17 protein-coding genes, 1 pseudogene and 1 riboswitch are annotated in these 13,741 nt (G+C 36.0%); of the genes and pseudogenes, 11 read left to right on the top strand and 7 right to left on the bottom strand.

The features are described 5' to 3' along the window. The first annotated feature begins 116 nt into the window (after window positions 1-116). Both PQG52_RS09600 and PQG52_RS09595 read left to right on the top strand, forming a co-directional pair. Window positions 117-593, top strand: coding sequence for an NTF2 fold immunity protein (locus tag PQG52_RS09600; protein ID WP_271829240.1), 477 nt, complete (start codon window positions 117-119; stop codon window positions 591-593). Beyond that, a complete protein-coding gene (locus tag PQG52_RS09595; RefSeq protein ID WP_271829292.1) occupies window positions 538-978 on the top strand; it encodes an SMI1/KNR4 family protein in 441 nt (146 codons plus the stop codon). Before PQG52_RS09600 ends, PQG52_RS09595 begins: the two co-directional genes overlap by 56 nt. Window positions 979-1,119: 141 nt before the next feature. On the opposite strand, the gene PQG52_RS09590 is transcribed toward PQG52_RS09595, so the two are convergent. After that, the gene (locus PQG52_RS09590; protein ID WP_271829239.1) at window positions 1,120-2,541 is read right to left on the bottom strand and encodes a sulfatase family protein; all 1,422 of its coding nucleotides are present in this window, start codon (window positions 2,539-2,541) and stop codon (window positions 1,120-1,122) included. A 197-nt stretch (window positions 2,542-2,738) separates the two neighbouring features. Here PQG52_RS09590 and PQG52_RS09585 point away from each other — a divergent pair, with 197 nt between their 5' ends. From PQG52_RS09585 to PQG52_RS09570, 4 genes are all read left to right on the top strand, one after another. Then, window positions 2,739-3,647, top strand: coding sequence for a DMT family transporter (locus tag PQG52_RS09585; RefSeq protein WP_271790120.1), 909 nt, complete (start codon window positions 2,739-2,741; stop codon window positions 3,645-3,647). A 115-nt stretch (window positions 3,648-3,762) separates the two neighbouring features. Beyond that, on the top strand, window positions 3,763-3,936 hold the full coding sequence (locus PQG52_RS09580; protein WP_271790121.1) for a hypothetical protein: 174 nt from the start codon (window positions 3,763-3,765) through the stop codon (window positions 3,934-3,936). A 453-nt stretch (window positions 3,937-4,389) separates the two neighbouring features. Beyond that, window positions 4,390-4,710: a hypothetical protein gene (locus PQG52_RS09575; RefSeq protein ID WP_271829238.1), complete on the top strand. Its 321-nt coding sequence runs from the start codon at window positions 4,390-4,392 to the stop codon at window positions 4,708-4,710. Window positions 4,711-4,740: 30 nt separating this feature from the next. Next, entirely contained in the window at window positions 4,741-4,923 is a 183-nt protein-coding gene (locus tag PQG52_RS09570; protein WP_271790123.1) for a hypothetical protein, read from the top strand. Between the two features lie 71 nt (window positions 4,924-4,994). Here the strand turns inward: PQG52_RS09570 and PQG52_RS09565 are convergent, their stop codons facing one another. Together PQG52_RS09565 and PQG52_RS09560 are read right to left on the bottom strand one after the other, a co-directional pair. Continuing rightward, on the bottom strand, window positions 4,995-5,480 hold the full coding sequence (locus PQG52_RS09565) for a hypothetical protein (protein ID WP_271790124.1): 486 nt from the start codon (window positions 5,478-5,480) through the stop codon (window positions 4,995-4,997). Window positions 5,481-5,564: 84 nt separating this feature from the next. Beyond that, window positions 5,565-5,882 carry a hypothetical protein gene (locus PQG52_RS09560; protein ID WP_271790125.1) on the bottom strand — a complete coding sequence of 106 codons (318 nt, stop codon included), beginning with the start codon at window positions 5,880-5,882 and terminating at the stop codon, window positions 5,565-5,567. Between the two features lie 162 nt (window positions 5,883-6,044). On the opposite strand from PQG52_RS09560, the gene PQG52_RS09555 reads away from it, so the two are divergent. From PQG52_RS09555 to PQG52_RS11495, 5 genes and pseudogenes are all read left to right on the top strand, one after another. After that, window positions 6,045-6,254 carry a hypothetical protein gene (locus PQG52_RS09555; protein ID WP_271829237.1) on the top strand — a complete coding sequence of 70 codons (210 nt, stop codon included), beginning with the start codon at window positions 6,045-6,047 and terminating at the stop codon, window positions 6,252-6,254. Further along, window positions 6,238-6,858, top strand: coding sequence for a tetratricopeptide repeat protein (locus PQG52_RS09550; protein WP_271829236.1), 621 nt, complete (start codon window positions 6,238-6,240; stop codon window positions 6,856-6,858). Before PQG52_RS09555 ends, PQG52_RS09550 begins: the two co-directional genes overlap by 17 nt. Window positions 6,859-6,938: 80 nt before the next feature. Next, window positions 6,939-7,112 (top strand): hypothetical protein, encoded by a 174-nt coding sequence (locus PQG52_RS09545; RefSeq protein ID WP_271829235.1) that lies wholly within the window; start codon window positions 6,939-6,941, stop codon window positions 7,110-7,112. A gap of 8 nt (window positions 7,113-7,120) precedes the next feature. Beyond that, window positions 7,121-7,231: a hypothetical protein gene (locus PQG52_RS11500; protein ID WP_408869549.1), complete on the top strand. Its 111-nt coding sequence runs from the start codon at window positions 7,121-7,123 to the stop codon at window positions 7,229-7,231. A 2-nt stretch (window positions 7,232-7,233) separates the two neighbouring features. Next, window positions 7,234-7,437, top strand: a pseudogene (locus PQG52_RS11495) (hypothetical protein); the annotation flags it as partial. 49 nt (window positions 7,438-7,486) lie between these two features. On the opposite strand, the gene PQG52_RS09540 reads toward PQG52_RS11495, so the two are convergent. The 4 genes from PQG52_RS09540 to PQG52_RS09525 form a co-directional block, all read right to left on the bottom strand. Then, window positions 7,487-8,434: an ABC transporter substrate-binding protein gene (locus PQG52_RS09540; protein ID WP_271829234.1), complete on the bottom strand. Its 948-nt coding sequence runs from the start codon at window positions 8,432-8,434 to the stop codon at window positions 7,487-7,489. Between the two features lie 38 nt (window positions 8,435-8,472). Next, window positions 8,473-8,739, bottom strand: a complete 267-nt coding sequence (locus PQG52_RS09535) for a hypothetical protein (RefSeq protein ID WP_271829233.1) — start codon at window positions 8,737-8,739, stop codon at window positions 8,473-8,475. Window positions 8,740-8,886: 147 nt separating this feature from the next. After that, entirely contained in the window at window positions 8,887-11,286 is a 2,400-nt protein-coding gene (locus PQG52_RS09530) for a TonB-dependent receptor (RefSeq protein WP_271829232.1), read from the bottom strand. Continuing rightward, a riboswitch (TPP riboswitch) is annotated at window positions 11,280-11,375 on the bottom strand. (Overlaps the previous gene by 7 nt.) A gap of 128 nt (window positions 11,376-11,503) precedes the next feature. Further along, on the bottom strand, window positions 11,504-13,687 hold the full coding sequence (locus PQG52_RS09525) for an FUSC family protein (RefSeq protein WP_271829230.1): 2,184 nt from the start codon (window positions 13,685-13,687) through the stop codon (window positions 11,504-11,506). Window positions 13,688-13,741: the final 54 nt, after the last annotated feature.

Below are 13,741 nucleotides of genomic sequence, written 5' to 3'. Positions count from 1 at the left end.
AATTTTTGGCCTTATAAAATAGTATTAATAAACGACTATAATGAATATGATGAGGTAATAAAAAAACAAAATATGATTAAAACGCTATATTTTGATATTATTATAAAGAATATATCATGAATGAAGATACAGCTCTACAAGATCAAATCCTGTCGATGGTTATTGACTTTGCTTTGCAATGGAATGTTATTGAAAACAACATTCGAAATCAAATGGACACAGAAGAAGCCATCATACTTCAAAAAAATGATGGCGTTTACGATCATTATGCCCCTAGGACAGATTGGTTCTCTCTATTAAACGAGCGAATATCCCCTTTAATCAATCATTTTTGCACGGAAAAACCTCGTATATATGGCGGAAAAACGCAAAAATCGTTTGGTTTTCCATCCAAATTTAATGGAATTGAAACCGCTGAAAAAACAGCAGTAGAAATCAAAAGTAAAAGTCGAATTGAGGTCTATTTTAAAACCACAACGACGTTCAATGATGAATATTTATTTATCGTTCTCAAAAAAGCTGGAGAATGGAAAATTGATGGTTACAAGAACCGTCGTTATCATAAAGAAATATGGAATAATCAGTTTTTATAATGAAGAAGAATTTATGATGAATGCGAAAATTATCCAGCAGTTACAAACCATTGAACTACAATTTCATATTCAATTCCCTACACTATACAAACAATTCTTAGTAGAGATTATTCAGGATCAAGAGCCCTATGAAATCATAGATATAAACCAGAATTATGTTTCTCTTTATTCCTATTCTGATCTGATGGAACGCAATGAAACCTATCAAATCCAAGAATATGAGCCAGATTATCTCTTGATTGGGCAAGATGGCGATCAAGGATATTTTATTTATGTTAAACCTAATCATCTTTCAGAAGTAATTTATATCAATGATCTGGGTGCTTTGGGTTCTTTGGAAATGCAGCCCATCGCACCCACGATTAATGACCTAGCAATGCCATAACCTGCGATGTGTTTTCGCCCTCAGATCACAAGATTTCTTACGATACTCCGATATTTTTTTATCTTGATCTTGATCGTGGTATATCTTTTAAGATTGGCAAGAACGAATATATAAAACATTACTCACGCATTATTCTTTTCACTATAAATTATCATTATCAGCAGGAACGCCATAATGGTCTGCGAAATGCTTTCCGTCAGCACCCCAACTATAATTTTCTGGAGTATAAGGCAACATTTGTGCGTTCCATTTTGCCCAATCTTGTTTTAATTTAGCAAATAATTCTGGCTGACGTGCTTTTAAATTTGCTCGCTCTTTGGGATCATCGACAACATTAAATAAAAACTCATTATCACCAATTTTTAAATATTTATAATTGCCATCTAATTGAGCATGTTGGTCATGAATATTATAACGCCAAGACAACACACGTTTTTCCTTTTTCTTAGTATCAGTCAAAAAGGGCAATAAATTTACACCATCTGTTGCAAAAGATAGATCTGGATTTTTTCCTGCTGCACTCACAAAAGTTGGCAACCAATCCATACTGATATTCACTTGATCTGAAACTGATCCAGCTTTGATTTTTGCAGGCCAACGCGCAACCACTGGAATACGTAATCCACCTTCTAATAACTCGCCTTTCATTCCTGTAAAGGGGGCAATGTTGGAAAAGCGTTCTCCTCCATTATCACTGGTAAAAACAATAATTGTGTTTTCAGCCAAATGATGCTCGTCTAGGGCTTTTAAAATATTCCCGATTTGATTATCCATTACCTGCACCATTTTTCCATAGGTCTTTTGCGTGCCACCATCATAATCCGCAAGATGTCCGCGAATACGTTTTGACTCTGCTTCATCTTCTGGTCCTTCCCAAGGCCAATGTGGGGCATTAAAATGCACACTAATGAAAAAAGGGCTTTCATTTTTCGCATAACCATCAATCAAACGAACGGTTTCTTGACCGATTAAGTTTGTTAAATATCCATGCTCATGGATCAGTTTATCATCCCGATAAAACTGATCCGCACCAGTATGCATTTGATGCGTGAAATAATCTGCTGCCCCACCTAATATTCCATAAAAATGATCATACCCACTTTTCAAAGGGCCAAATAAAGGGGGATATCCCAAATGCCATTTTCCAACTAACGCCGTTTGATACCCAGCTTTTTTAAGCTGTGCTGGCAATGTCGGCAATCCTACAGGCAATCCAATCTTCTTATTTTGTCCTGTCAGAGGCTCATCCAACCCGCATTCTAAACGATCTTGATAGCGTCCAGTAATCAACGCAGTTCGCGTTGCAGAACATACGGCAGAATTAGCATAAGAACGCGTTAATCTTACCCCTTCATTCGCAATACGATCAATGGCTGGGGTTGTATAACCTGGGTTTCCAAAACAGCTAATATCTGCATATCCCAAATCATCTGCCAAAATAAAAATAATGTTAGGTTGTTTTGATTGCCCCGTAACATTGGCTTTTGTTTTAAGGGTTGCTGTAACCCCTAGCCCAACAAAAGCTCCCAAAACACCCCGTCGATTGAATGAAGAAACCATCATCGTTACCTTTTCAAAGTTGAATTCAATATACGATAAGGTAAGTTTGATTAATTATGCAACTATTTATTTTAGTATATTTTATTATATAACTATTTATTTAAGGGTAATTAACTTAATTCATCACATTCTCTATTCAATAAACAGAAAATAGAATATTATTTCTTTTTTAATCTCTCCCTTTTATCTTGGAGCCTTTGATGTCCTCTGAAAATAATCAGTTTCTTGGTATGTGTGCTGTGATTATTGCAGCTGTTTTATGGGGAACAACGGGGGTCAGTGCCGCTTTTGCCCCAGAGGTCAGTCCCATTGCCATTGGGGCAATGGCAATGGGTGTTGGGGGATTATTACAAACGGCGATTGCTGCCAAAACAATCCGCCTTTATCGCTTTAATTTATACACACAATGGAAATATCTACTTTGTGGAGGAATTTCCATTGCGATTTATCCATTGGTTTTTTATGCCTCTATGCGCTTGGCTGGGGTGACGATTGGCACGGTCGTCTCGATTGGGTCTGCACCTTTACTATCCGCTGTGATCGAAGCTATCATGGAAAAAGCAAGATTTTCAACCAAATGGATCATTGGTGCCAGTCTGGGGATCATAGGGATTATTTTACTCTCAGTCGCAGGACAAGGACATCATACGAATACAGCTCAACATTCTAATGTTATTTTGGGTGTGTGCCTTGGATTACTTGCAGGGTTAACGTACGCGCTTTACTCATGGGTCGCACGATATTTAATGTTACAACGCATTCCATCCAAAGCTGCAATGGGTTCTATATTTGGTATTGGTGGGTTATTATTAATGCCTGTTTTATTCGCAACGGGATCAGCCTTTTTAAATTCTTGGACGAATGCCAGTGTAGGGATTTATATGGCGTTGGTGCCGATGTTTATAGGTTATCTTTGCTTTGGGTATGGCTTAGCCAGAATCGCCGCCAGCACCGCAATCACCATTACTTTATTAGAACCGATTGTTGCTGCCCTCTTAGCCGTTATCATTATCAAAGAAAACCTGTCCTTATTAGGATGGTTTGGGGTTACATTGGTGTTTGCTTGTTTAGTTTGTGTAATTACGCCCACACGCAAAAAGAAACAATAATTTATAGTTGTAATATATACAGTTCTTTAAAGTAGCTTATAATATATATAAAATTTTTTATATATCATAGGATCGTGTTACGTTCTCTAAACCATATACTTACACAATACGTAGTATGTTTCCCAATACATCCACAATCCTTTCTGTTGCTATTGCTGACGAAATACAAATCATAGAAAAATTAGCCGATCGAAGAAAAGCTAAAACACATTATGAGTGGGAAGTGGAAATCGTTGATGATAAAAAAGAGAAAAGAAAATATTATATAAAGATCGAAAATCAATTATAAAACCATTCTTTCCCAACATATATCAATTAACAAACTTGCATTATTATTTATCTGTTTGATTGAAGCCATTGAGTTAACATCAAAAAAACAACTCATAACAAATAGAATGTGCAATCCTATAAAATCATTTGTGAAATAAATAGGGTTTCTCTTTTTGATATATTAAGGATAGTTTCATGTTTTTGAAATCATATATACCTTTACTATCTGGTATACTTGCTTGTACCACGATTATACCTTTTGTTTCTTTTGCAGTTGAAGTTTAAACCATTGGAAAATAGCCGATGAAGGACAAGCTAAGCTCAATATGAATGGGGCATGATCTTAATTGCAGGTAAAAAAGGCCAAGAAGCAGCTCTCGTTTCTTTATATGATAATTACGTCTAAATAACTATAATTGAAAGTCTTCTTATGGAAATCATTACATTGATCCCTTTGATTGGTTTTATATGATTGATTGTTTTGGCGTATAAATTTATACGCAGCAAAGGGTCGGTCATAACCAGTACCCTATGTATTCTCTTTGGAAGCATCTTTATATATGTTACCTATTTGGCAGCAGATTTATTATGGACTTTGGGATGTTCTTTAGGACGACTAAAACCGTGCAAATCGACATGGGAAAAGTTGAATGCAACTTCCGATATTCGTGTTTTTTATTTTATCGCCAGCTTAGGTGCCATCTATATCTTGCTGGGCTTTTGTGGAATACTGCACAAACTATACCAACAATATCTTTTAAAAAAACAATTAAACAAAAATCATCATGATTAATCTTAGATTTTTTTCTTATACTAGGTGGATATGATGCTCAGTATTTGTTTTATCGTTATTGGCAGCGTCGTTATGATTGCCAGCTTTGTCCTTGATAGTCTTTTGGTTGAATATGCCCGTGGGAAGAATGTAACAAGTTGTCACAATCATTATTCCATTCAACTCAGTAATTTTTTAAGCAATGAGTCATTGATATTTTATTTACCTGCCTAATGTGGATTTCTCCTTATTTTCATTAGGCTATCTATCCATTACAAAAGAAAGAAATACTGTCTAATAATAAATTAGTCTGTGATTTCAATCCAATCATTTGACACGATGTCCCTATGATAACAACATAGTTCATCTTTTGAAGTATGCTTTATATTCTGTAAGATAATTTCTTTACATTGTTCATAAGAAATATCTGTTTTGATATAACATTCATCCTGCAAAAATAAAATTAAAATTGACTGTTTTTCTTGTTTATTGGATACATAAATCGCAAGATGTTCATGATATAAACGATGATGAAAACTATAAACCTTCTCTATACAAAATATGTACGGAACTGACTGAATGGATAATTTTTCATAAGTCGCAAATAAATTAAAATCATCTCTTTGATCTGGAAGATAGGATGTAAAAAAAGGATTAACACCGTCAATAAACATTCCTATCACTTGCTGGTTATTGGTTTGCAAAAAGACAACATCTGCTAAGCGGTGGTGATCTTGATCTTGCAAATAAAGCAATGATGTAATTTGTTTATTTGAAAGATAGAAATCCAATTTTTTGAAAACACTTTTTAAATAAAGCGATATGCACATATGAAAAACCTCAATATTTCGAATAGTAAAATAATTAATTGGTAATCATTTATTATTTAATAAAAATACATCTCCCACTTTTTTAGGCCCCTCATATATTTCAAAAAATGAATAAAGCGTAAACCGTTCGTGGGGAGCATCATCCACTAAAAAACGTACCTTGGCATAGCTGATTAAATCACCATTTTCTGTACTCGTTTCACCTAAATCTAAGACGACACTCCATATCATATGATGGTTAAACCAATCGATTTCTGTTTCTATTTCTGGAAAGCGAGCAAGTGGATAATATCGATTATTTGTTGGAACTTCTTTCCGTCCACCTTGTTGATACGCAACCCATTTTATTTTTACGTCACGCACCGCTATATATGCTTTCAAAACAAATAAAATACTTCAAGATAAAGTAATATTATCGTTTATTGATAGCATCTGCAATAATTTTACTTTGTCATTATTATCAGGGTTATTATAACCATCATTGTCTATCCATTGCGCTTAATATTATAGATAAAGAAATTAAATATGAAAAAAATTACTTTTCCCATACTTATCATAACTGCTCTTTTTGGATTTACTCAACCAGGTTTCACACAAAATTCCGTCAATTTAAAAGAAATGCAGGAACCAGCAGATCAAAGTAATGTTGAAGCTCAATATAATATGGGCGTCATCTATGATCGTGGTATAAATATGCCAAAAAAATGGGTCAAAAGCTGTGGAATATTATTCTAAATCAGCACAGCTAGGGTTTAAAAATGCACAATTTAATCTTGCTGTTATGTATGATGAAGGAATATTAATTCCCAAAAATATTGAAAAAGCCATTGATCTTTATACAAAATCAGCTAATTTAGATAACTCGATGGCTGAATATCAACTGGGGAACATCTATCGTAATGGGAAATGGGTTCCACAAGATTTAAAAAAAGCATTTGAATATTACAAAAAATCAGCAGATCGAGGATATGCCGATGCCCTGTTTAATCTGGGTGAACTATATCGTCAAGGCGACTATGTAAAGCAGGATTATAAAAAAGCGATCGAATATTTTCAAAAAGCCGCTCAACAAGGTAATGTGACTGCCATATTAAATCTGGGATTAATGTATTGCGAGGGCAAAGGCGTTCAAAAAGATACCAAGAAAGGCTTTGAATTCATTCAAAAAGGAGCATTTCTAAATGATCCAACAGTGCAATTTAATCTTGGTGTTATTTATGGCCAAGGAAAAATCGTCAAACAAAATCCTGAAAAAGCCGAACATTACATCAAAGCCGCTTGCCTAAATCATAGTCAAGAAGCATGCGACATCGTAAACTCTATTGAAAATGAACTATAAATATAAGTAAATTGCTTTCTTTTACATAAAATTAATTTAAGAAATGAATTATGACTATATACGAAAGATTAGGAACCATAATGATAAAAGAAATTACCTGTATTTTGCTTTTAACTATTGGGCTTATCGGTTTTAATTATCAGGGTTTTGCACAAAATAGTGAAGCATTCACACAAACTGAACAATTAGCAGAAAAAGGAGATGCCTCAGCGCAATTCAACCTTGGATTGATGTATGAAATGGAGATGGTGTAGAAAAAAATATTTTCAAAGCATTCGAATGGTTCGAAAAGGCATCAAAACAAGGACTTGTAGAGGCACAATATTATCTTGGCGTTATTTATATGAAAGGTAATGGCGTTCCTCTTGATTAAAAACAGCATTAGAATGGTTTGAAAAAGCTGCTAATCAAGGTTATGGATATTCTTATTACTATCTTGCACTTATATATGCTCAAGGGAAAGGTATTCCACAAGATCGCAAAAAAGCCGAAGAATATATGAAACAGGGTTGTTTACATAAAGTTGAGCGATCATGTGAATTATATGCTAAATTACAAAGGGTCAAACAATCCCACTAAATTACTTACAGCTCAGGTCCTTCACTAAAACACACCTGATTGTCACACTCTATTCCTTAGTCTGCATAGCATAATCAGAAAATAGATGCTGTTGTTTTATCACTTTTTTCTTCAGCAAATAATCGATAAAATTCTGAATCTTTGGTTGGTCTATTTTTCCAGGATCTTGTACGACCAAAGGTAGCGTTGCTTGCCATGCTGCTTTGTTCAATGGTGTATTTAACTCTGGGTGATCTTTAATCGCTTTGTTAAATACTTCATCAGGATGCGCCTTTAAATACTCACCCCCTTCTTTTAACGCTGTCATAAACCGAGCAATCTTTGGATCTTTGGCTTTGTCTGGACGTGCAACAAATATTAACTCGTCATAATCTGGAACACCATATTGTTCTGGGTAAAAGTATGAAACTGGAACTTTGCGTTGTTGTAAATCAATTAATTCGTAGTTACGCGTGGCGCCAATCACCGCATCCACAGAACCCGTCATTAATGCTTGTTCTAATTGAAAATTCACATTGATTAATTGAACATCAGACATGGATAATCCCGCACTTTTCAACATGCTTCCTAAAACCGCTTGTTGATCGCCAGCAATAGCAACGCCAATTTTCTTGCCTTTTAAATCTTTGATCGATTTGATATTCCCATTCGTAATCAAAACATCCATTGGTTGATTTAACAAAGATCCTACTTGAACCAATGGAATATGCTGATCGACCATCATTGCTAATTGAATAGGATATGAAATAGCCATATCCGCTTGCCCTGCTGCAACCAATCTTGGTGGTGCACTAGGATCAGCTGGCGCAATCAGCTCCACATCCAATCCGTGTTTTTGAAACGCCCCACTATATTGCGCAGCCAACAACGATTCATGGCTGGCATTCAAAAACCAATCCAAAATAACGGTTACTTTGTCATTGGCACTCGCAATAACATTATAAAAACATCCAATACAAATTATCCAAGCAGATAACAAAGATCGTATTTTAAACATGGTTGATCCTAATAAATTTGACACCATTAATAATAATTTTAAGTCATACAGCGCATAAATAATTGATGTATTTTTACACTGAATTCTGATTGTTCAATCTCATCTGGAAGCACCAAAAGATAATGAAAAATATCATCAATCGATAAATAGCTCTCAAAAACACCATCATGCTCAGTAAAAGATGCCTTACCATGCAAATTGACAAATTTTGCTTCTAAGCCAAAACATCCCTCGCTGTGTAAGTCAGTATTATATCCATACTCTAAATGATATTCCAGCATCGCTTTGTTTTTATAAAACAGCAAATTTCGTTCATTTTGATATTCATGGTAATACCATTGGTATCCAATGGTTTTAACTTCTTTTTTAAATAATTAGAAGATAGTTTCTATCGGCTTGTTGGAATAGAAACTATAGAAAAAACCCGTAAACTCTGCCATTTACCTCATTCTCTAAAACGCCGTCGTCATTGTTAACATCGTTGCAAACCCACCGCCGATATAATAATTAGGCGATGACCCAGGAATAGTTGTCCCATATTTACCCGTTGTGGTTCGTGCATTCCCCGTTGGACTAGACACACCAGATAAATATTTTTGATCGGTAATATTGATAAAATTCATACGAATTTGTGGATACTGCATAAATCCATAACTATCAAATCGGTATCCAATCGCCACATTCCCTGTTGCAAAAGAACCAATCGATTCATCATTCATAAAGGTTGCATATTGCTTACCAACCATTTTCACGTTTCCATTAGCAAAGAAATGACCATTATCATAAGTCAATCCCACCGCAAATTGCCAAGGTGGACTGCGCACTGCTTGTTTTCCTTTGGTCGGTAATAAATCACCATAGGCGCGTAGATCATTATCCATTCTGGTATATAAATACTCACCAGAAACATAAGGGCTAAAATGATGCCAAGGTTTTAATCCAATTTCCGCATCGACCCCACGGGATGTTTGCCCACCCGCATTGATACTGGAGCCAACCCATGCGCCATTTTGATGTAAAATTGTTGAAATCATACGGTTCGTATAATTATAATTGAAAAATGTAATGCTTCCTAAAAATCTTGGTCCATTATAACGATACCCCAACTCTTCTTCGATAGAATATTCCGTTTTTAAGTTTTTCGCTCCAGAATTCACAATCTCCCCAGAATTCGGATCATAAGTATCAAACAAAGCCGACCTATGTGGCACAGCAAAATTCGTATTTACACTGGCAAAAATCTGATGCTCTTTCGTAAATTGATAACGCATCCCTATTCTAGGTAAAGGTTTAGAAACATTATTTCCTGTACGATATTGTGGTCCTGGCATTTGATTCCAACCTGAACGGTTAAAGAAAACCTGCTTGAACCCTGCGTCAATAAAAAGCTTATTATCCATAAAATTCATATGGTCGCCCAAGAAGATTGCATTGACCTGTGTGATCGTATGGTCATTTTCCGCAGCTAATTGCTGACCATTGGACAAGTGAATATTATTTTTAGAGCCACCCCACAAATCCCAAGGCTTCCCATTTGACGATACTGCTGTAAAAGGTTGTGTAATCACATCATCAGAATAATCATACCAATATCCTAGCAAAAGTTGATGATGTTTTAAATTATAAGTAAGTGTCGGTGTAAATCCTGAACGATACGTGCGTTGATACCATCCCCCCATTACTAATCCAGAGCCATCCACTGCCCCAGGAATAGTCACTTTTCCATCGACGGGTTGGTTTCCTTGCCATAGACTATTTTCATTTAACACCGTTCCATATGGGGAATTTCCATAACCATACTGAAAATATGGGGTCACTTTGAATTGTAATTTATCGGTCAACGTAAATTGACCAGGTGCCGCAACGTAAACTTGTTGGAATGTTTGTTGGAATAATTTCCAATAATTCGTATTTTCAAGACGATCTTTATACCATGTTCCAGAATAATTATTGCCATTTCCAGCACCCTCTGAAATCCATTCAGATTTGGTTGGTGTATAATAACTGCTTGTCAGGGTACGATTCCAGTCCCCAAAAAACGTAACATGATTATCATTGCCCCATTCTTTGGTAAATTTGAAATCCACATGGTTTCTGTGGTCATATCCAGGTCCACGCCAATTATTTCCACCTGTATAAGAATAAGAAATAAACCCTTTAATTCCTGTTTTACCGATTTCCCCTGTATCAATCCGCATAAAAGCACGCCCTGTATGATGTGATCCATAGGATAAATCCATCATTCCACCAAATTTATCCGCAGGGTCTCGTAATTTTAAATTAACAACCCCACCCGCTGCATTATAAACTGGACTATCTAAATCTGGTGCACCTTGAGCCAATGAAATATTTTGTATGTTCTCACTATCAATGAACTGACTTAAATACCCTAATCCGTCAGATACATCATTTAATGGCATTCCTTCCATCACATATCCAATGGAATCTCCTGTCATACCACGAACGGTAATATCATTTTGTGGGGATATTCCATAAGGATCAGAAGTGGAAACATTTGCTCCAGGCAACATACTCAAAAGGTTAAATGCATTAGATGTTGGCGCTTGCATTTGAATATAATTTTGGGAAATATTACTGACTGATTTATCCGCGGTTTCAGGTTTAATTAGCCCCCCACCTGCTTGATCGCCAGTATAACCATATGCAGTTTTATAGCGAGGCGTTTTCCCCGTCACTGTAATATGTTCACCATCTGTTTGATCTTTGACTTGAGGTTCAGAAGATGATGTTGAAACGTCGGAATCTTGTGCCCAACTCTTCTCTTCGATACAAGGTAGTAAAAATGTGATTACAAAAGATACACGTATTAATAAAGAGACTCTAAGTGTCATTTTTTTCCTCTCCCTTCGCTGGCATGATCCAGATCAGGTTCTACGGGTTTATTCTCAGCCTCTGATCAGAGACACCCCGGTTAAAATAAAATATTTTTTTTACTTACTGTATTTTAAAGGATTTGAATAGTCCTTTTCACAAACGATTATCAATTTAGAATGATACTGTGACAATCTTGGAAAACTGAGTGGCCTAATACGATATTTAGATCAAGAACTATTCGCTCCATTTCTCATCCAATAAAAAATAGTGATTAACATCCAAAAAGGCAGCATTTTTTTCTAATGAATCAGCAATAATCGTCAGACTTGAAATAGCAGCAATAATCTCCATTCTGATAGCGAGATTTTTTTCGATTTTTTCTCGTTTACGTAATCGTTTAATAATATTATGTGCAATCATTACTGTGCGACCATAAGAGCCATATAGGTTAAATCGTTCAATTCGTCGTAAGATAATTTTCAATAAAAGTTTAATATCATTTGTTACAATATCTTGATCGTTCATTAATCGTAAACGCAATATGTTTAATCCAATCATCATAACCGCTATTGTACCCAAATGATATGCCTGCACGACTTTTGTATTTTTGGTTGTGTTTAATTGTCGCATCATGGTGACTAATAATTCTGTCGTTTGGAATAACCAAATACGTGGACTTCTCTTGGTTACTTTTGACAATAGCCGTAATTTTTTAAGTAATGTTTGACGCAAACGTAAACGCGTTTGAAGAGGGCTATAAGGATAAAATAGTTTAAAAGAAAGTATCGTAATAATAATCCCCATAAATAAAGATAGTGAATTGTTAAAGAAACCAACTTCGTCCAGTCTCACTCCATTATCTAACCCAACCATATAAGGCAAATAAGAAGCATAAGAAGCGGATACAGATAGCGTTTGAGGATTAGCAATCCCCAATCCACCAATCATGGTCGGAATAAATAATATCGCACATAATGTCTCGATATCGCTTAATGGTGGAATAAAATAAAATGTTAATAACCACCCAGCCAATAACGCCCACAAAGATCCTTTGAACCATCCCATCGTGGTCGCGGATGGATTTTCGAACAAACAAAAACGCGCACAACCCATGCCAACCAACGCAACGGCAGAGCCACCTTTATCCCACCCTGTAATATACCACATGATACATGCCGCTAACATTGCCATTAATGTTCGAATGCAATTCTTCCATGCAAGATCATAATTCAAAGACGGCGTTACGTGAAATCTGTAACGATCATTTTGCAAAGGATGTGTGCTTTTGTAATATTCATTTAAGGTGACCTGTAATTCACCTAAAAGCTCGCTGAGAGTTCGAAATAAAATTCGATCATTAAAAATCGCATCTTTGTATTGTTCATAATCTTCTGGTGCGCCAGAGTATTTTTTTTCATAAAAACTATCGGTAATTCGTTGCCGACATTCCCAGCGGAGTTTGTTTAATTGGCGTTGTTCATGCTGGAAATCCTGTTCTTGATCGATGCGACGCAGTAGTTTGTCCAAACGATCCTGAACTTGAGGAATAATGGCCGTGAACTCAGCCGTCACATTTTGAAAATGTGACATCTGTGTCGCCAGCCCCATCCCTCTAGCAATAACCGCTGTTACCGAAAATAATGCTGCATGCGCATGATCCCCAGTATGGTCATGCCCGTTCATTTCAATCTGTCTAAATTCAATGGCAGAATTAAAGTTAACAATAGAATTAAATAATTCTTGGGACTCTACAATCGCCTTGGTATCACCACCCACGATCTTGGAAACAGATTGCAACGTGCCTTTGATTGCAAATAATAAATTATCGTTCAATTGTTTACGCGCATGACTGTCAAGATTGAAATCAAAAATACGGCCTACAAAACTATCTGCAAAAACACCCAAAAGAATATAAGTGGTCCGTGACATCGCCAGCATAAAGATACCATTGGGATTATCAACAGAACCAAACGCAATAATTGCACAAGTATATCCCGCCAACACCATCGCATAAGCTTTGAAACTTTGCATACAAGTTCCAAACCATACACAAACGGCCACAAATATTGTTACAGAAATATCAAATAACCATGCCTCTTGTGGAAATATTGCAACGAAAAAAACCGCGGCAATTGCGCCAAAAACAGTTCCCACCGCTCGCCAATAGGCTTTGGAAATCGTCTCTCCACGAGATGTATTGCGCGCGCACACCCATACGGTCATGGGTGCCCATTTTGGACTGTCCATTTGCAACCATAACGCAATAGCCAAGGCTAAAAATGAAGCAATCGTTGTTCTTAATGCAAAAAAAAAGGCCGACGCGGATGGTGCATAAATCCAGCGAAAAGACTCAATAAATTCTTTGCGGATCAGTAAATGCCTATCCATCCAAGACGTGACTGTTTGAAGCCGTCTCACAATAAACCTTTTTAAATGAAAATAAAAACTTGCCTAAGTTATTCCTTTTTTATT

It is taken from the genome of Commensalibacter communis (assembly GCF_947179105.1).
In the GTDB taxonomy this organism is placed as follows: domain Bacteria; phylum Pseudomonadota; class Alphaproteobacteria; order Acetobacterales; family Acetobacteraceae; genus Commensalibacter; species Commensalibacter communis.
The sequence above is the reverse complement of the archived record's forward strand: the minus strand, read 5'-3'. Positions and strand labels throughout refer to the sequence as shown.